The sequence below is a fragment of the Mycobacterium sp. P4_H6 genome (genome assembly GCF_056400845.1).
The window spans coordinates 16,002-35,134 of record NZ_JBFUKN010000011.1 but is presented as its reverse complement, the minus strand read 5'-3'; the positions used below and the strand labels follow the sequence as shown (position 1 = coordinate 35,134).

The following is a 19,133-nucleotide window of genomic DNA, read 5'->3' as shown; positions in this document are numbered from 1 at the left end:
GTCAGCTCGCGCCGGACACTCAGGTGACATCCGCCTTTTAGGGATCACCCTTGACTGCTGTATCCAACGCACCCTCCTTCCACTTCTCGGGCACCCCGGTGCTGGAGCGCCCGCGCGGCCGCACCCCGTCCGTCGGCCTGCTCAGCACCTATCCGCCCACTCCCTGCGGGCTCGCGAATTTCAGCGCGGCACTGGCCGACGGACTGTCCGCCAACGGTTCGCGCGTCAACGTCGTGCGGGTGGCCGATGGGCCGCCGAGCCTCAGCGGGCGCGTCGTCGGCGAACTCGTCAATGGCTCCTCGACGTCGGTGGCCGCCTGCGCGGAGCTGCTCAACGACAGTGATGTCGCCGTCATCCAGCACGAGTTCGGCATCTACGGCGGCACCGACGGTGACGAAGTGGTCGATATCCTTGGCGGACTGAGCATTCCGTCCATCGTCGTGCTACACACCGTGCCCGGTCACCCCACCCCGCATCAGCGCTCGGTGCTCGAAGCGGTGATGAGCCTGGCCCACCACGTGGTCGTGATGTCCGACTCGGCCGGGGCGTTGCTGCGCTCCGGGTTCGACGTCGAACGCCGCAAGGTCTCCACGATCCCGCACGGGTCGACCGCCCCGACCGGCCTGCCCACCAAGCGTGCCGGTAGGCCGACGATGCTGACCTGGGGATTGCTCGGTCCCGGCAAGGGCGTCGAGCGGGTCATCGATTCGATGGGGGCGCTGCAGGGGCTGCGGGGCAACCCGCGCTACCTGATCGCCGGCCGGACCCATCCGAAGGTGCTGGCGCATGAAGGTGAGGCCTATCGCGAGGCACGTGCCGAACAGGCGCAGCGACTCGGGGTGACGGGCTCGGTCTCCTTCGACGCCACCTACCGCAGCACGGCCTCGCTGGCGGCGCTGGCGCAGAGCGCGGCCTTGGTGGTGCTGCCGTATGACTCCACCGAACAGGTCACCTCCGGGGTCCTGGTGGACGCGATCGCCAGCGGACGTCCGGTGGTCGCGACCGCCTTCCCGCACGCGGTGGAGCTGCTCGGCAGCGGCGCCGGACTCATCGTCGCCCACGATGATCCCGACGCGATGACGGCAGCGCTGCGGTCGGTCCTGTCCGATCCTCGGCTGGCCGGCGGCATGGCCGCCGAAGCGCGGCGGCTCGCGCCCACCATGGCCTGGTCCCTGGTCGCAAAGTCTTATCAGGCTGTGGCGCAGCAGATCTCGAAGCCGCGGGAACGCACATGGGCGTTCTAGAACCCGGATTCGAACATCTGCTCGCGTTGTCGGATCACCACGGCACCTTTGAGCACGCCTGCGGTGCGCAGCCGCGGCGCGAGCACGGCTACTGCACCGACGATATGGCCAGGGTGCTGGTGGTCACCACCCGGGAACCCGACGCCGGTGATGCGGTACGCGGTTTGGCCAAGGTCGCGGTCAGGTTCCTCGATGAGGCGCAGGCCTACCTCGGCGGTTGCCGAAATCGCATGGACCACACCGGGCGATGGACCGATGCGTACGCGTTCGACGACTGCTGGGGCAGATGCCTGTGGGGACTGGGCTCCGCTGCCGCGCACAGTGACAACGGGTTGATCCGCAGGCTCGCGGTGATCCAGTTCGAGCGGGCCGCGCACGGCCGTTCGACGTGGCCGCGGGCCATGGCCTTCGCGGCCAWCGGTGCGGCCGAGCTGCTCAGCGTCGACCCCGCCAATGCCGCCGCACGCAAGCTGGTCGGCGATTACGCCGCCGGTCTGTCCGAAGCGAACGGTGACACCGACTGGCCGTGGCCGGAGGCCCGCCTGAGCTACGCCAACGCGGTACTCGCGGAGGCGATGATCGCCGCCGGTGGCGCGCTCGACGACGCCGCGCTGTGCCAGCGCGGGTTGGACCTGCTGGGCTGGCTGATCGGGCAGGAGACGTCCGGCGGTCACCTGTCGCCGACACCGGCCGGTGGCTGGGCCGCGGGTGAGCCGCGGCCGGGCTTCGACCAACAGCCGATCGAGGTGTCCTCGCTGGCCGACGCCTGTGCGCGCGCGTCGACGGTGGATGCCGCGGCGATCTGGCCGGACACCGTGCGCGCCGCGGCCGCCTGGTTCCAGGGCGACAACGATGCCGGGGCGGTGATGTGGAATGCCGAGACCGGAGGGGGATTCGACGGTCTGCACGCCGACGGTGTGAACCTCAACCAGGGCGCGGAATCGACACTGGCGCTGCTGTCGACCTTTCAGCAAGCCCGGCGGTTCGTCGGCGTGACCCAGTGACGGCGGTGCGGGATGCGTTGGTCACCCGGAGCCCACAACGGCTGATCGCCGACCGGTCCCGCGTCATCACCACCCTGTTCGTGCCGGGGCAGGAGGGATTCGAAGCACATGAATCCCGGGCCGGAGCGGCGCTGCGGCGGGTGCTCGCGCTGAGCGAGGACGACGTGCAGGTGTCGATGAACGATGTGATGACGCGCTTCGGCGGGCGACACCGCGATCTGGTGGTGACCTTCGGCAAACATGCCCGTGAGCTCACCGACCGGCTGGATCCCGATATGGAGTTGTCACCGGATCGCATGCTGCTGCTGGGAGCGACGTTCACCAACGAAGTGGCGATCGAGGGTGCCGCCCTGTGCAATCCGAGCATCGTTGCGCACCCCGATCAGGGGGCCACCGCGCCGGGCAGCCTGCGATTCGTGATGAGTGTGCGCGGCATCGGCGAGGGACATCGGTCCTCGATAGGGTTCCGCACCGGAACCATCGACGACACGGGTGTCGCCGTCATCGACAAGCCGGTGCCGTTCGCCGCAGCCGGGTTGACGACACCGACGCTGCTCGACGCTTCGGTTTTCCGCCACGAGTTGGCACGCGCGCACGAGGCGGAGGCCGCGGAGTACGTGCTCGCGGGGCTGGGCGAACGATTCACCCGGACCGACCTTGAGGGCCAGTTGGACTGGCTGCACCGCCATCGCGTCACCCGCAGGCACGCACCGGAGACGATCGACCTGATCCGGTCGATAGCTGACCGCGCTTACGCCATCGAATTCGCTTCGGACACCGATCTTTCCGAGCGCGTGCTGTGGCCGGCGACCGAGGCGGAAGCCGTCGGCATGGAGGACGCGCGTTTGGTGCGCTTCGTCGACGACGACGGTTCGGTGGTCTACCACGCCACCTACACCGCCTACAGCGGATCGCGGATCAGCCAGCAGCTGTTGACCACCGACGATTTCCTGTCCTTCACCTCCGGGCCCCTGGTGGGCGACGCGGCGGCGAACAAGGGGCTGGCGTTGTTCCCGCGCCGAGTGAACGGCCGTTTCGCCGCCATGTCACGGTCGGATCGGGAATCGAACAGCGTCGCCTTCAGTGATGACCTCTCGGTGTGGACCACGACGTTGCCGTGTCAGCGGCCGCTGCAGGCGTGGGAGACGTTGCAGTTGGGCAATTGCGGCCCGCCGCTGGAAACCGAGGAGGGTTGGCTGGTCCTCACCCACGGGGTCGGGCCGATGCGGACCTACCGGATCGGGGCGATTCTGCTCGATCTGGATGACCCCACCCGGATGATCGGCCGGCTTCGCCGACCGTTGCTGACGCCGACTCCCGACGAGCAGGACGGCTACGTGCCCAATGTCGTCTACTCCTGCGGTGCCCTCGTGCACGCCGACACCCTCGTTCTGCCGTACGGGATCGGGGATGCCCAGATCGGTATCGCGACCGTGCCGATGCCTGATCTGCTGGCACTTCTGCGGTCCGGAAACGCCTAGTTCATCTAACTGAGCCAGGCAGTGATCGGTACTACGCCTGCCTAACAAAAATTCGGTTCCGGATCGCCGCAAACACCGCTGTGCGCTGCGCAAATGCGCGTAAGCGATCGTGTCCGAACTGCCGCCCGTATGACTGTGATTCACGGCACGCTATGCGCTACATTGTGACGGCAGTCATACGAAAGGGCGCGATCATGAGCGGTGTACTTCTGGGCATAGTGTTGGTTTTGCTGGGCGCCGGCTCCATCGCCGCCGTCGTGGCCGCCGCCGTCCTCGGATACGGCACGATCGCCCTCGCGATCGGCATCGTCTCCAGCGCGGCCTTCGCCGCCAAGACGGTCTGAACGCCCGGATCTGACTCCCCGGCGGTTGCCGGGTCAGTACCTCACGGTCGTATGGGCGTCGATGTACTCGAAATCGAACTGCTCACCCAGGCCGGGTAGTGACGGCATGTCCACGTGACCGTCCTTGGCCAGCGGATCCACGTTCGCGAGTTGATGCGGCGGCACCCAGTCGTAGTCCACATGAGGGTGAAGCAGTCCGCGCTCGTACCAGGGCGCATTGGGTGAGGCGCCGACCAGCGCCAGGTTGGCCGCGCCGTGCCCGTGGATCTCGCACGTCATGCCGAACGCATCAGCGAGGTGTGCAGCTTTGAGCGCCGGAGTGATTCCGCCGGTGTTCATGGCGCCGGCACGCAAGATGTCGCAGGTGCCGAGCACCCAGTCCGCCCGGGACCGGTGCCGTCCCGCGACGGTCTCCGGGCCCACCACGGGTGTTGCCACCTGCTCGGACAACCACCGGTAGGACTGCGTCGAGTACTCGTCCATCGGTTCCTCGAACCACGCGAACTTCAATTCATCGAGGGCCCTGCCGATCTGCAACGCCTGGGTCCGCGAATACCAGTGATATCCGTCGAGCATCAGATCGATCCCCGGGCCGACCGCCTCCCTGACCGCGGCGCACGCGGCGATATCCCGTTCGACACTCGGCGCACCCTCGATGGGCGGCATCCAGGTGTGCAGCTTGATCCCGCGGTAGCCGCGCTCCACCAACTCGACGGCAAAGCGTGCGTAGTCCTCCGGGGTGGCCAACCCGCCCGGTATGTCGTCGCCGCACATGACGCTCCCATAGGCGAGCACTCGTTCCTTGAAGCCACCCAGAAGCTTCCACACCGGTGTGCCGAAGCGCTTTCCGGCCAGGTCCCACAACGCCTGATCCACATAGCTCAGGGTGTGGTCCGGCAGTTCCGCCGCGCGCGAGCGTGAACGTCGGAAGAGATCCTCGCCGATGTGTTCCCGCATCAACGGATCGGTGTTCGTGAGCACGGGCCGCAGGTGTTGTTCCACCTGGTCGGCCCGAAGGTAGGCCGGTTTCCCGACGACCACGCCTTCGGCGCCGTCGGTGTCGCGCACCCGCAGCAGCGCCAGCGTGATCTCGGTGCGTGGCCCGGGATGGTCATGGCCGTCCGAGTCGAGGACTGTCATCTTGGCGCTCTGGAACAGTTGAACGCTGACGGTTTCGATCACCGGCGAGCTGTGGGCGGTCACTTGTGGATCCTTTCGATGTCGGAGTCCGAAACCTGTTGTGCAGCTTCGTCTTCGTCGAGTTCGGTGGTTGTTCGATTGCGGAAGGTGAAGAAGGCGGTCGACGTTGCCACGACGACCACCACCGCGAGAAAGGCGAACAGCGCGCGCGGCCCAGCCAGCAGGATGGTCGGAGTCAGCAAGGCGAACGCCGCGGCCAGGCCGCGGGCCGCCGCGATGATCGCGCCCTGGGCCGTGGAGCGCAGCAAGGTCGGAAACGATTCCTGGGTCCAGAGTTTCATCATGGCCTCGCTGGCGAACACGGTGCCGATGGCCCAGAGGACCAGCATCGTCGAGAGCGTGAAGGTCGTCGGTCCGGCGATCGCGGGTAGCGCAGAGCCCGCCACCGAGCACAACGCGCCGAACACGAACCACTTCATCCGATTGGGGCCGTCGACAACCTTCATCAGCACGAACACCAGGAAGAAGCCCACCGCGGTGGCGATCAGCTTGACCGTCGAGAAGTGACTCACGGTGGACCCGGCGACCTTGACGAACATGTAGGCGCCGAACTGGCCGTTGGTGTTACTGCCCAGGTTCATGAGTGCGTAGAAGACGATCAGGGCCGTGAACGACAGCACGTAGGGCGGTTTCATCAGTTCGCGCAGCGCGCCCTTCGACCGCGTCCCGGTGGCGTCATCGAGCGCGACGGCGCGGGCGGTCTGCCAACGATCTGATTCGGGCAGGCTGATCCGGGCGAGCAGGGTCAGCAGTGTGACCAGTCCGATGTGGGCGTACATGATCTGCGCGCCGCTGCGGCCCGAGTCGCCGAACACCGAGCCGAGCGCCAGGCTGGCGATGGTGCCGAGTTTCCAGAGCAAGTGCGAGAAGGTCACCAGACTGCCGCGCTGGCCGGCCTTGGCGGCCTCGGCGATCGTCGCCAACGAGACGGGCAGGTCGGCCCCGGCGCCCAGGCCGATCAGCACCAGGCCCGACACGAGATAGCCGTATGTCGGCGCGAGAATGACCACCACCGCGCCCACCAGGATCACCGCCATGGTCACCAGGAAGACCGAGCGGCGCCCGAACCGGTCGCCGAGGCGTCCGCCGATCACGGAGCCGATGGCGATGGCCACGGTGAGGGAGGCCGAGGCGGCGCCGATCTGCCCGGCGCTCAAGCCCATGCTGTCGCTGAGCATGACGACGGCGGTCCCGCTGGTGACGATGGCGGCAGCGTCGATATAGGACGCCATCCCCGCGACAAATGCTGTCCACCATATGGATCGGGCAGTTGTCTCTGGTCTCATTGTCAGCTCCTCATCGAGTTAACCGCCCGCTTCCGCAATGTGAAACGTTTCAATTTCTGCGGTGGGTGAAGGGTAGATCACACCGGCGCCGACGATCCAACACTCGTTGAGCATCGATTGATACCGAAAGTGGATCGGAATACGATCGAACACCCGGCTAAACCCGCAACCGCAACCCGAGCCCGGTGGCCCGTACGGCCTGCCGGTCGATCGCTGCGCGCACCTCGGCTTCGGATCCCACCACCCGCACGCGGCGCTGGGCCCGTGTCACCGCGGTGTAGAACAACTCCCTGGTCAGCAGCCGGGAATCCTCCGGAGGCAGCAGCACCGTCACCTCGGCGGCCTGGCTGCCCTGCGACTTGTGGATCGTCATCGCGTGCATGGTCTCCACCTCTGCCAGCCGGCCCGGGGTGAATGACAAGGCGCCGACCGCCACCCGCAAGCCGTCCGGTGATGCCACCGTCACTCCGGTGTCCCCGTTGTACAACTTGAGTCCATAGTCGTTGGCGGTCACCAGGATCGGCCGTCCGGCGTACCACGTGGACCACAGCGGCTCGCCGGTCGCCTCGGTCAGCCACCGTTCCACCTGACGGTTCCAGTGCGCCACCCCGAACGGGCCGCGCCGGTGCGCGCACAGCAACCGGTGTTCCTCCAGCGTCTGCAGCGCGGTCGCCGTGTCGCCGAGCACGCACGCCTCCCGCAACCGAAGTGCCTGCGGCAACAGCACATCGCGCAACGACTGGGCCGAGCGCAGCCACTCGATGTGCTCCCCACCGGAACGCAGCACCTGCAGCGCGGCGTCGGCATCGCCGTCGCGCACCGCGGCGGCCAGATCACCGATGTCGGCCCCGAACCGATGCGAGGTCCGCAACGACGCCACCCGTGACGCACCCAGCCCCTGCACCAGATCCGCCAGCACCGCACCGGCTTCCACCGATGCCAGCTGATCCGGATCACCCACCAGCAGCAGCCGGGTGTCCGGGCGGACGGCCTCCAACAATCGGGCCATCATGGTCAGCGACACCATCGAGGTCTCGTCGACGACGATGACATCATGCGGAAGCCGGTTGCCGCGGTGATGGCGGAAGCGCGACGAGGTGTCCGGCCGCGACCCGAGCAGCCGGTGCAACGTGGTGGCCTGCAGACCGGTCAGCCGGGACCGGTCCGCCCCGTCGAGTTCGTCGACAGCGGTCTGCACCGCCTCCTGCAACCGGGCCGCTGCCTTGCCGGTGGGCGCGGCCAGCGCGATCCGCGGGGAAGGCCTGCCCTCCAGCGCCGCCTGCTCGGCCAGCAGGGCCAGCAGCCGCGCCACCGTCGTGGTCTTGCCGGTGCCCGGCCCACCGGTGAGCACCGTGAGTCCCTGGGAGAGCGCCATGTTGGCCGCTTCGCGCTGCTCGGCGTAGTCGTCGTCGAACAGCCGCAGTACATCCGGAGCCTGCCCGGGGGGAACGGTCCCGGCCAGTGCCAGCACATCGGCGCACACCTGCTGCTCCTCCAGCCAATACCGGTCCAGATAGAGCAGATCGCCGAACAGTCGCAGCACCGGCGGTGTCTGGGCCAGCGGGCTCGCCGCCACCGCCGCCAGCCAGTCATCGGCCACCAGGTCCACCGACGCTGCGGCCGCACGCAGATCCACGCACACCGAGCCGCCGCGCAGCGCCCGCACGACCAGCCGCACGGCCAGCGCCACGTCCTCCGAGGTCTCCCCGGCCAGTGCCGTCAACCGTTGTGCCACCTGGATATCGGCCGGTTCGAAGTCGTCGATGATCATGGACGCCCCAGGAGGTCGGACAGTGCGATGGTCAGCGCGGCCGGGGGGTCCCAGCTGAAGACACCTGCGGGATGGCCGTCCTGCACGGGGGTGAGCGCACCACACATGCCCCGTACGAACAGATACATCACCCCACCGAGGTGGCGCTGCGGGTCGTAGCCGGGCAACCGCCACGACAGATAGCGGTGCAGCACCACGCTGTAGAGCAGTGCCTGCAGCGGATAGTCGGAGTGCAGCATGGCCTCGACCATGCGTTCGCGGCCGTAGTCGGCGGCGGTGAGCGGCGTATCGGCGATGCCCAGCCAGTTGGTCTTGTAGTCCACGATCACGAACCGCTCACCGATCCGCAGCACCGCGTCCACCGAGCCCGACAGATATCCCCGCAGCGGTTGCCGGCCCAGCGCACCCGCCGACAACCGGCCCGCGTAGGACGCCAGCGGGTCGTCGGCGCTCAGATGCTCGGCCAGCAGTGCGCCGACGTCGGACAACCGCGCGAACGTCCCGGCCGCGATGTCGCCGCCGGCCAGTGGGAACTCGAAGTCCAACTCCCGCAACCGGTCCGGCAGGCCGATCTGGCGCAGCGTGACCCCGGGCGCCAGCGGGCCCAGGTCGGTGTCGTGCATCGGGACGAGTGCTGCGGCCAGTTCCTCGGCAGCCACCGTCACCGGCCAGYGCGCGGCGTGTTTGCGCACGTGCTCGGCCAATTCGGTGGCCAGATCGGCTGCGAACGGGTCGGCGGTCTCCAGCACCGCGTGCACCAGCGAGCCGAAGGCCGCCCCGCTGGGAAGCTCGGCCATCGGCGAGGGCACATCCGCGCCGGAAGCCGGTGCCACCAGCGGGATATCGGCCACCTCATCGTCGAGTTCGGCCACCTCCGGCTCACTGGACACCGGGGACTCTTCGGCGGCCCGCAGCAGACCGGAGTACGAGGTGYGCCGCCACGAGGTGTCGATGGCGCGGTGGAAATGGCGCACCGCGAGTTCGGTGGGCGCCGGCGGCGCCGGTGCCGGGGTGATCGGCTCGATCAGCGATTCCTCCAGCACCGGGCCGCCGGCTTCCTCCCACGCGCGCAGCCGGGCCAGCGCATCGAGGTCGGAGACCTTGGCGGGGCTGCAGACGGCGGGCACCTCGGCCTCGCCGGGCGAGCGGCCCCGCATCAGCCGCGACAGCCCGCCGTTGGGTTCGTCCCAGGACGGCGCCCACCACGCCACCACCTGCGAGCAGGCGCGCGTCATCGCCACGTAGGTCAGTCGGCTGTCATTGGCGGCGGCCTCGGCCTTGCCGGTGCGCAGCACCACCGGATCGGGGTCGCCCACGTAGAGGCAGCGGACGCCTTCGTCGTGGTAGAGCACCGGATTCGGGTCCGGCGAGTATCGGTTGAACGCGAACGGCAGATACACGATCGGGTACTGCAGGCCCTTGGAGACCCACACCGTCATGATCTGCACCGCAGCGGCGTCACTGTCGAGGCGACGGTTGCGTTCGGCCGACCCGGCCTCCTCGGTTGTCTGGGTGCGCAGCCAGTCGCGTAGCGCGGGCAAACCGAATCCTTCACGGTGCGCAGCGTTCTGCAGCAGCTGGGTGACGTGGGCCAGGTCGGTCATCAACCGCTCGCCGCCCTGCCAGGACAGCACCTGCTTGCCCATTCCGCCCAGCTGCGCGGCCTCCAGCACCGCGGCCACCCCGCGTTCCCTGGCGTGCCCAGCCCAGCTCCGCAGATCCTCGGCGACCCGGTCGGTCAGCGGGTCACCTCCGGCGGCAAGGCTTTCCGCGGTTTCGCGGAAGAACACCGTCGATGCCGCCGCCCGGACCAGGCCGGGGCGGTGCGGCTGCTCGAACGCCTCCAGCAGGCACAGCCAATCCTGCGCGGCGGCCGAGGCGAACACATTTGAATCCCCGGTGTACACCGCGGGGATACCGGCCTCGGCGAGCGCGGTGTCGCAGGCCCGGGCGTCCTTGTGGGTTTCCACGATGACGGCGATATCGCGGGCCTCCAGCGGCCGGCCCGCGAAGGTGGCGCCGCCGGCCAGCAGCGCGCCGATATCGGCGGCCAGGTCTCGGCCGATGTGCTCACGGAGACGGTCGATCCCGATGGTCCGGGTGCCCTTGCCGCTGCGGGTCACCACCCGCAACCGGAACGGATCGTTGCGCGGTGCACCGGACAGGCGGTGGCCCTGATGATGCGCGGACACCTCGTGTACGACGATGCCGGGACCGCCGAGTTGAGCGCCGCCGAGCACCACCTGCAGCCGGTTCACCAGGGCGGCGTCGCTGCGCCAGTTGATGCCGAGGGTCTGTTTGTCCCCGGCGGTTTCCGCGGCCCGCAGGTAGGTGTCGATATCGCCGCCGCGGAAGGCGTAGATGGCCTGTTTCGGGTCGCCGATCAGGATCAGCGTCGACTGCCCGGCGAAGGCCCGCTCGATGACCTGCCACTGCACCGGATCGGTGTCCTGGAACTCGTCGACCATGACCACCGGCCAGCGTTGTGGCATTCGCACCCGGGCCGCCGAATCGGGGTCGGCCAGCGCGTCGGCCAGTCGGGTCAGCAGATCGTCGTAGCCCAGTACGCCGCGGCGCCGTTTGCGGATCTCCAACTCCGCCAGCACATCTCGGGCGAAGCTCAGGCACTCCGCGGTGAGCGAGTCCGGGTCGGCCTCCAGCGGCCGCAGTTCGGTCGCCGGGTTGCGCACCACCTGGGACGCGAGCTTCTGGGCGTCACGGTAACTCAGCCGGGGTGGGTCGGAGTCATTGCCGAACCGGGCCAGGTACAGGTCGTCGACGATCTCGGACACCAGTTCGTCGAGGCTCTCCACCAGGGTGACGCCGCTGTCGCTGTCACCGGCCACACCAAGGGATTTCAGCACGATGTGGCAGAACTGATGCGTGGTCGCAATGGTGGCGGCATCGAATCCGGCCAATGCGTCGCGCAGCCGCTGATGCCGCGCGTCGCGGTCCTCGGCGATCAGGTGGCGCAGCAGATTGTTGTCCGCCGCCGATGGATCCGCGAACGCGGCGAGTGCGCCCACGATCTGGCCGCGCACCCGTTCGCGGAGTTCCTGGCTGGCGGCCCGGCCGAAGGTGATGAGCAGCATCTCGTCGAGGGTGGCCCGGCCCTCGGCGACCATCCGGGTCACCAAACCGGCCAGCGCGAAGGTCTTTCCGGTGCCGGCGCTGGCCTCCAGCACGGTGGTCGATCCCGGCGCGGGCAGGGGCCCGGTCAGGTCGAAGGTGCGCACCTCATCGCTCATGCGGTTGCAAGCGTCGTTCACGGCGCCACCCCCTCGGCCTGCAGCAGCGGCAGCCACAGCCGCTGCGCGTACTCGTCGAGGCCCACCAGTTCGTCCAGGCCGGGGTCGCGACCCCACACTCGTGCAATTGCCGGGTCGTCACGATCGTTGCGCCAGCGGTAGTTGGCCGCTTGCGCCGGGTCGTCGCCGACGTGGCGGGCCCCGGCCCACGCGTAGGAGGTCTTGATCGGCAGCGGGAGCGGGCGCCGCCGGCCCTCGTCGTACATGGCGACGAGATCGCGCAGCAGGACCACGGAGTCGTTCGGACCGTCCAGGCCCTGGATGCGCGGAGTGGTGCCGCGCGGCGGCCTGCCGATGCACACCGCCGACCACTGCTGCCCGCGCTGAGCTGTCAACGCCAGCAACGGAATCCAGGAGGCGAGCAGGTGTTGACCGCCGAGCTTGGAGTAGGTGACGCTGACCAGCCGATCGGCGAAGACGGAGTTCACCGTCCCGGTGAGCCGTCGCCCCGCCCCGAGGTCGATGTCCACGTCGAATGCCTGGCCGTCGGCGCGACGGTAGCGCAGTGCCTCGGCCGCCAGCAGGGCGGCCTGATCGCGCAGCTGCACCGACAGCCGCCAGCCCAGCTTTCCCGGCGGTAGCGTGCCGCGCCGCCATTCGGCCTGTTGCGCGTCCTGCGGGGTCATCCCGCGCATGATGTCGCCGAGCATCCGGTCGCCGACCGTCCATTCCTGCAACGCGTCGATCTCGACGGGCATCACATCGGACACTCCGTCCACATCCCACGGCAGGGTGTAGTCCAGCGCCCGGAAGAAGCCCTTGACCGGGTTCTTGAAGAACGCGATCAGATCGGCCAGCGACACGTCGCCGGTCGGGTGTTCGGGCAGTGGACCGGAGATGAAGTCCGGTTGCGGGCCGCGCGTGCCCGCCATCGCGCGGGCGGTGTCGAGCACCGTCGGGTCGAAGGTGAACGGCGAGTCCGGGATCAGTCGGCCCGGCTGCACGTTCTGGACGTCGAAGGGCTGCAGCGGATGCCGGGTCACCAGTTGGTCGACGGGGCCGGCGGCGGTGGCTTGCAGGGTGTCGAGGAGTTCGGCGATCGGCACCGCGGGGGGCCGCGGCTGCCCGCTGTACTCATTGGCGCCGGTATAGGTGATCACCAGGGTCTGGGTGGCGGCGCCGATCGCGTCGAGCAGGAGTTGGCGGTCCTCGGAGCGGATATCGCGCTCACCGGTCATCGGGTCGCGGGCCAGCGCATCGTCACCGTCGACGGCGCCGAGGCGTGGGAAGACTCCGTCGTCCAGGCCGACCAGGCACACCACCCGGTGCGGCACCGAGCGCATCGGCACCATCGTGCACACCGTCAGCGTGCCGGTCCGGAAGTTGGCGCGGGTGGGGCGCCCGGCCAGGTGCCGGTCCAGCAGCGCGCGAATATCGCTGAGGCGCAGCAAGACGGAGCCTGCGCCCGAGCTCTCGGCGATATCGGCGAACTCGCGTTGCACCTGGGCGGCCGGCCATTCCTCGTCGTCGAAGGCCAGCGCCTCGATACCGTCGGTGAGTGTCTGCAGCCAGTCGGCAAGGGTGCGGGTACCGCTCATGGCGTGGATGGTGTCCGTGAGCTTCTGCACGAAGTCGGCGAAGCGGCCGGCCAGTTCCACCCGGTTGCTGCTGACATCGTCGAGCGGCAGCGTGGTGCCCAGCCAGGCGCGGGAATCGTCGGACATGGCGACCCCGGCGAGTACCCGGTCGACGCCGAATCGCCAGGTGTTGTGCAGGAATTCGACGCCGTAGGGTGTCCGGTGCGGCTGGTCGAAGCCCCACCGGATGTTCGCCTCGCGCACCCACCCGGTGACGGCGTCCAGATCGTCATCGGTGAAGGAGAACCGGGCCCGCACCGGGGCGGCCGAGGCGATGTTGAGCACCTCGCTGGCCCCGGCCCGGCCACCGGCGAGCACCAGAAGTTGCGCGGCCACCGACAGCAACAGATTCGTCTGCACCAGAGCACGATCGGCCAGCCGCACCCGCAGCCGGTGCGCCGGGTGGGCGTTGCGGACCACCTCGCCGAGCCCGAACCCGGCGGTGATCAGGGGTGCGTAGGTCTCGATGTCCGGGCACATGACCAGAATGTCGCGGGGTTCCAACGTGGGGTCGTCGGCGAGCAGGCCGAGCAGCACCTCGCGGAGGACGTCGATCTGTCGGGCCGGGCCGTGGCAGGCGTGCATCTGGACGGAGCGGTCGGATTCTTGGTGGGTCCGGCCGTCGGGACGTACCGCGTCGGCGGCGATGTCGGATTGCAGCCAGCCCAGCAGGGTGTCGGGATAGGTTGCGGTGGATAGGTATTCGTCGGTTGTCGGCTCGGGCAGGGCGCGCTGGAGTTCGCGCAGGTCCCGGCCCAGGGTGGCCAGCAGTGGATGCCCGACATCGCGGTGGCTGGTGTCGTCGCGGCGGGGAATGGCGACGCGGCGGCCGGACAGTGCGCGCCACAAGTTGTCACTGGGGTGTGGCAGCCACAGGTGCAGGTCGTGGTGGACGGCCAGCGCGCCCAGCAGTTCGATCTCGGTGGAGGGCAGCCGGGTGTGYCCGAACAGCGAGATGCGCTCGGGCAGGTCGCTGCGTCCGGCGCGGAGCCGGGCCAGTGTCTCGGCGTGCCGGATGTGCGGCGCGGGGGCGTCGATGCGCTGGATCAGCTTGTCCCACAAGGGCTGTTGCCAGGACAGGTCGGCGGGCAGGYCGTCCCAGTCGGTGAGCAGCTGGGGGCGTTGCCGCGCGTAGGAGGCGTAGAGGCCGGCGAGCCGTCGGGCGACGGCGTAGCGACGGCCCTGGCGGAGTTCCCGTTCCTCCCCGGCGGTGTGATGGCCGAGGTGGGCGGCGAGTGTGGTGCACCAGGGTTCGTCGAGGCTGTCGTCGATGACGGTGAGCAGCGGCCACACCATGGCATCGGCGGCCCACGGGTCGGTGGTCGTGGTGCCGGTCAGCTCGGCGATCAGGGAGCGGGGGTTGCGGAACTGCACGCCGGCACAGATGCCGAGGTGGTTGGACAGCCGTTGGCTGAGCCAGCGCTCGACGCCCTTGGCGGGCACCAGCACCAGTTCGGTGGCGAACGGGTCGGTGAGCGGCTGGGCCAGCATGGCACCCAGGCCATCGGCGAGCTGATCGGTCCGCTCGGCGCGGTGCAGGTGCAGAGCCATCGAGGTCAGCGTAGTGCGCGGGTGCGACAGCCTCGGGCGGTATCGGCCGTGCGTAGCGTCGAAAAAAGGCGGCACTCGAGTTGCCCGCCTATGCGCGACAACCGAGCGACAACCCGGGTGCGCCAGTTGCAGCGAGCAGCCTGCGAAGCGGTTGTCGGACTCCTCCGGCATCGTGTCGGCATGAAAGCGGAAGCCTTGATGCGGGTGAAGGGGCTAGATCTGCGCTACCTGCTGAGCTGGTTGTTGGCCGATTCCGGGTCCGCGACCGTGCCGGAATTGGTGGATCGGCTCGCGATGTACGGATTCGACGTCGACGGCCGACCGTCCAAGACGGTATCGGATGCCTTGCGGTGGGAGGTGCGGCACGGGCGGGTGCGGCAGCACGGTCGGGGCCTGTATGGGCCGGGGCCGACTCCGCGCGCCACCGAGTACCGAATACATCAGCGGATCATTCGGCTGCGCGTGCAGGCCGGAACACTGGCGAGCGAGCGGGCAGTGATCTCCGGCTACCTCTGAGCGTTGTCGCTGGGTTGTCGCTCATAGGCGGGCAACTCGAGTGCCGACTTTTTCGGCGCCAACAGGGCTGCAGGCGCGACCGGCGCGGCCCGCGCGGCCACAGCGCGCCCGCCGATCCCGAAAATCAGCTCAGCGACATCTTGAACTCGGCCGCCAGCCCGTCGATCCCGGCCTGGATCGCCGCCAGAGCCGACGACCGCGCCTTCAGCTTGCTGGCCACGTGCGACTTCAGGTGCAGCGTCGCCGCATACTCCGCCGCTACTTCCTGAGCTCGCGCCAACACTGCCTCGCGCTCCACGATCTCGTCGAGCCAGCCGCCGGCGATCGCCGCGTCCCCGGCGAACACCGCGGCCACCGACACCGCACGCGAGAAGGCCGGCGCCGTCAGTCGCGCCCGCATGATCTCCAGCGCCGCCACCGGCAGCGTCATCCCGATCGCGACCTCGTTGGCCTGGCAGCGCGACCGCTCCGAGCCCACTCGATGGTCACCGCTCAGCAGCAGGAAGGACCCCATCGCGATCGCGGGTCCCGTCGCGGCCATCACCACCGGCGCCGGGAAGGCCAGTGTCCGGATCGCCAATTCGAAACCGCCGGCGAGCATCCCGTGCCCGGCGTCCGCGTCACCGGAGGCGAACACGCTCAAATCGAATCCGCCGCTGAACACCCGATCGTTGCCGGCCAGCACCACGGCCTTGACCGTGCCCGCGGCGATATCGGTCTCGGCCTGATCCAGGGCGGCGTTGATGGCGGCCTGCATGGCCGGCGACAGGGCGTTGACCTTGCCATCGTCGAGCGTGATGGTCGCGACGGCTTCGTGAACAGCGTAAGTGGCGGTCATATGCCCGGACTTTACGGAGCGCGGTGCTTAATTCCGATGGCGGGGCTGGAGTGGTGCCGTCCGTTCGACGTCTCGGGCGAGATCCAGGGGAACTCCAGCTCGGTGGTCTCGTCGGACTGCCGGGTGCGCCAACGGTCCTGGGTCTCGCGCACCGCCCGGTTCATCCGATCGATCTCGGCGCGGAACACCTCGGGCTGGGTCTCCTTGGAGGCGTAGTGGAAATAGGTGAGCACACTGCGCAGCAGTTCCAGCTTCTGCTTCTCCCGCTTGGCCAGGTCGTGGGTGGTCATCAGTTCCAGCCGCTGCACCGGCTGCAGGGTCGCCCAGTCCAGTACCACCGCGGCATCGAACTCGCGGCGTTTACCACCGGCGGGCCGATCTCCGTAGTGCACCGTGCCCTCAAAGCGGGCACGGATCTGACCGCCGAACTCCTCACGGCTGATCGCCGAATCCCACACAGTTCGCCATTCCTGCCCGGGCGCGAGTTGGGTGAGTTCGCTGGGCAACCGGAGTTCGGCCACCTCGGGCAGTCCGTCCGCGCGGGTGTCCTCGTAGCGGCCGACCGTCAGCGGATGGGCGAATTCGAACCTGATGTTGTGCGCCGCGGACTGCCCGAAGTTGCGCACCACGAGTTCGATGACATGCCAGTCCGAGGGGTGCGGCTCCATGTAGACCACCACGTGTGGCCGCAGCTCATCACTCTTGATCAGGCGATTCCGCTTGAGCGCACGCGCGGTGAACAGCAGCGCACTCAGTCCGAGCGCCAGCCCGGCCCACGCTGCGATCGTCAGCCATCCGGCCGACCCCAGGCCGCTCAGATCGGCCCACCGATCCCTAAACCATTCCACCGCGACCTCACCTGATCATCCGATTGCGCCTCGGACATTAGCGCTTCGCTGATGATCGCGTAAACCGCAGCGCGCGGTTTAGCTGGCGGGGTTCAGGATGCGGTGGCCAGTGCCCGTGGCCGCAACGGTGTGGCCGGTGCGCTCGCCATCAACCGCTCGCCGCGGTCCAGCCAGTCCTGATCGGCCCATTCGACCTGGGCGGGCAGCCGGCGCCAGTACCGCGGATGCGCCCGCACGTGCATCTGGACGCTGGCGTGCACGACGGCGTCCTGGGGCAGCCGGCGTAGCCCCATGTTCAGTGCCGAGCTTTCCGACTCGGCATGCGCAGAAGGTGCTCGGTCCACCCGCAACCCGGCCTGCTCGGCGCCGTCGAGTATCCAGTCGAGCGTCAGTGGGCTGGAGACGATGTCGCGGTGCGAGCCGCGGAACCACACCTCGTCCACACCTTCGACGCGCTGCAGGTTCGGTGCGCCGTCGATGGCCACCGCGTGGCGGCCCGCGATCACGTTGACCGGCCCGGCGGTCCCGCGGATGCGGGTGGAATCCCACAGACCCAGGAAGCGGACCGGCAGCGTGATGTCGTCGTGCTCGGCCAGGCCGGCCGCGACCTCGGTGACGTGACGCCACTCCTGTGCGGTGCGGGTGGTGCGCGGCAGCGCGTAGGTGGACAGCATGTAGCTGCGCAGTTCGCCGTCGAGCACACCGATGGTGCCCAGCAGACGGGTCAGCGCCTGGGCGCAGGCCGCGCCGCTACCGGCGCCGAAGACGTAGACGTTGTCACCGGGATGCCAGTGATCGACGAGGTGCGTGTAGGCCGAGGCGACCGAGGCGCGGGCGTCCTCGGGACGCCGGTTGGTGTATTGCCGCCAGCCGACCTGTCCGGCGTGGTCGACGAGCCGGAAGAGGGCCGTGGCATTGCTTTCCCCGGAGTGGTCGAAACACAACACGATGTTCTTCATGGCCACCCCCGGCAATGCAACGCAAACGATCTCTAGCGAACAATTCTGCCAACACGCCTCCCAGCTACCAAGGCGTAATCTCGCTGAAGAGTCGTCAGTATTCAACGAATTTCGGCGTCAGAAGGCTAACTTGCCGCGGAATCGGTTGTCTGTCCGCCAAATGACGTACACCGTCAATTGTTTGCAGGCAACTTCGGGTCAGGAAAGCGGCAGAACCGCGCCCGCGCTGGCCAGGTCGCCGTGGACCTGCAGGGACTCCGGAGCCGTACCGGGCGGCACGTCGTAGGCGAAGGCGACGTCGACAGGTTGGCCCGGGTACAGCACCGCCGAGATGCCACCGAGGTAGAACGTGCTCTCGGTTTCGGTGTTGTAGGTTTGCCCGCCGGCGTTGAGTACCTGCTGGTCGGCGAGGAACGTGGCCGGCAGTGCACCGTTGTTGAGCAGTGTCAGGCGCACCACGACGAACTCGCCGGAGGCCGTCTTGGTGAGCATCTCGTTGTCGACGGCCGAGACGGTCGGGGTGACCTCCACACCGTTGCTGGTGATGGTGACTTCGCCGTCGGCGACCTGTCCGCCTGCGCCGGTGACCTCGCCGGCGGTGGTCTCGGTGGGGTCGGTGGAATCCGTTGCGGGGGCGGTCGTCCCAGCAGTCTCGGTGGTCCCGTCAGCCCCGGTGGCCTCAGTCGCGCCGGTGCCGGGATCGGCGAAGGCGAACGCCCACACCAGCACCGCCACCAGCACGATGAGCAGTCCGCCGACGCCGATGAGGTAGCCCTTGAGCGGACCGGACGGGCCGGACGCAGGCTCGGCCGGCGGTGCGGTGGCCGCGAACGCGAGGGCTTCGGGCGGCGGCGCAGCCGTCGGGACCGCCGCGGCGGGCGGTTCGGGCAGCTTCACCACGGCGGTGGGCTGATCCTGATCGACGAGTCCGACGACGGCGGTCGTCTGATCTTCGGCCGTCTCCGGCTCGTCGACGGCGGCGGGCTCGACCTCTGGCTCGATCTGCTCGCCCGCTTCGGCGGGCTCCTCGACCGCCTCGGGCTCGGACGCGGCGCCCGGCTCGGGGGCTTCGACCTCGCTGACCGGCTCGGCCTTACCGGCCTCTTCCCAGGACGGCATCGTCATGTCCTCGGGCCACGGCGGCAGCTCCGAGGGCCATGCGGAAGTCTCTTCGGTGGACGCAGACGCATCGGAAGCCTCGGGGCC

Annotated in this window: 14 protein-coding genes; 5 read left to right on the top strand and 9 right to left on the bottom strand. The window is 68.8% G+C overall.

Annotated elements, in window-relative coordinates; translation table 11 throughout:
• Positions 1–101 precede the first annotated feature (101 nt).
• The 4 genes from AC1DTF_RS06765 (at position 102) to AC1DTF_RS06750 (ending at position 4,073) form a co-directional block, all read left to right on the top strand.
• Complete coding sequence (locus AC1DTF_RS06765) at positions 102–1,244, top strand: glycosyltransferase (protein WP_082614062.1); 1,143 nt, start codon at positions 102–104, stop codon at positions 1,242–1,244.
• Positions 1,232–2,248: a glycosyltransferase gene (locus AC1DTF_RS06760; protein WP_477473520.1), complete on the top strand. Its 1,017-nt coding sequence runs from the start codon at positions 1,232–1,234 to the stop codon at positions 2,246–2,248. Before AC1DTF_RS06765 ends, AC1DTF_RS06760 begins: the two co-directional genes overlap by 13 nt.
• The gene (locus AC1DTF_RS06755) at positions 2,245–3,729 is read left to right on the top strand and encodes a glycoside hydrolase family 130 protein (protein WP_477473519.1); all 1,485 of its coding nucleotides are present in this window, start codon (positions 2,245–2,247) and stop codon (positions 3,727–3,729) included. Before AC1DTF_RS06760 ends, AC1DTF_RS06755 begins: the two co-directional genes overlap by 4 nt.
• A gap of 194 nt (positions 3,730–3,923) precedes the next feature.
• The gene (locus tag AC1DTF_RS06750; protein ID WP_200962105.1) at positions 3,924–4,073 is read left to right on the top strand and encodes a hypothetical protein; all 150 of its coding nucleotides are present in this window, start codon (positions 3,924–3,926) and stop codon (positions 4,071–4,073) included.
• 33 nt (positions 4,074–4,106) lie between these two features.
• On the opposite strand, the gene AC1DTF_RS06745 is transcribed toward AC1DTF_RS06750, so the two are convergent.
• The 5 genes from AC1DTF_RS06745 to recC all read right to left on the bottom strand — a co-directional run bounded on the left by AC1DTF_RS06745 (position 4,107) and on the right by recC (position 14,766).
• Positions 4,107–5,276: an enolase C-terminal domain-like protein gene (locus AC1DTF_RS06745; protein ID WP_477473518.1), complete on the bottom strand. Its 1,170-nt coding sequence runs from the start codon at positions 5,274–5,276 to the stop codon at positions 4,107–4,109.
• Positions 5,273–6,559, bottom strand: coding sequence for an MFS transporter (locus AC1DTF_RS06740; RefSeq protein WP_477473517.1), 1,287 nt, complete (start codon positions 6,557–6,559; stop codon positions 5,273–5,275). The genes AC1DTF_RS06745 and AC1DTF_RS06740 overlap by 4 nt, the downstream gene beginning before the upstream one ends.
• Positions 6,560–6,716: 157 nt before the next feature.
• A complete protein-coding gene (recD, locus tag AC1DTF_RS06735) occupies positions 6,717–8,330 on the bottom strand; it encodes an exodeoxyribonuclease V subunit alpha (protein ID WP_477473516.1) in 1,614 nt (537 codons plus the stop codon).
• The gene (recB, locus tag AC1DTF_RS06730; protein WP_477473558.1) at positions 8,327–11,566 is read right to left on the bottom strand and encodes an exodeoxyribonuclease V subunit beta; all 3,240 of its coding nucleotides are present in this window, start codon (positions 11,564–11,566) and stop codon (positions 8,327–8,329) included. The genes recD and recB overlap by 4 nt, the downstream gene beginning before the upstream one ends.
• 29 nt (positions 11,567–11,595) lie before the next feature.
• Positions 11,596–14,766 carry an exodeoxyribonuclease V subunit gamma gene (recC, locus tag AC1DTF_RS06725; RefSeq protein WP_477473515.1) on the bottom strand — a complete coding sequence of 1,057 codons (3,171 nt, stop codon included), beginning with the start codon at positions 14,764–14,766 and terminating at the stop codon, positions 11,596–11,598.
• A gap of 180 nt (positions 14,767–14,946) precedes the next feature.
• Here recC and AC1DTF_RS06720 point away from each other — a divergent pair, with 180 nt between their 5' ends.
• Positions 14,947–15,282, top strand: coding sequence for a hypothetical protein (locus AC1DTF_RS06720; RefSeq protein ID WP_057166516.1), 336 nt, complete (start codon positions 14,947–14,949; stop codon positions 15,280–15,282).
• A 124-nt stretch (positions 15,283–15,406) separates the two neighbouring features.
• Here the strand turns inward: AC1DTF_RS06720 and AC1DTF_RS06715 are convergent, their stop codons facing one another.
• The 4 genes from AC1DTF_RS06715 to AC1DTF_RS06700 form a co-directional block, all read right to left on the bottom strand.
• Positions 15,407–16,120, bottom strand: coding sequence for a crotonase/enoyl-CoA hydratase family protein (locus AC1DTF_RS06715; RefSeq protein ID WP_057166517.1), 714 nt, complete (start codon positions 16,118–16,120; stop codon positions 15,407–15,409).
• Positions 16,121–16,131: 11 nt separating this feature from the next.
• Positions 16,132–16,968, bottom strand: a complete 837-nt coding sequence (locus AC1DTF_RS06710) for a hypothetical protein (protein ID WP_477473514.1) — start codon at positions 16,966–16,968, stop codon at positions 16,132–16,134.
• Between the two features lie 92 nt (positions 16,969–17,060).
• Entirely contained in the window at positions 17,061–17,927 is an 867-nt protein-coding gene (locus AC1DTF_RS06705) for a phospholipase effector Tle1 domain-containing protein (protein WP_477473513.1), read from the bottom strand.
• A 198-nt stretch (positions 17,928–18,125) separates the two neighbouring features.
• Entirely contained in the window at positions 18,126–19,046 is a 921-nt protein-coding gene (locus AC1DTF_RS06700) for a DUF4352 domain-containing protein (RefSeq protein WP_477473557.1), read from the bottom strand.
• Positions 19,047–19,133: the final 87 nt, after the last annotated feature.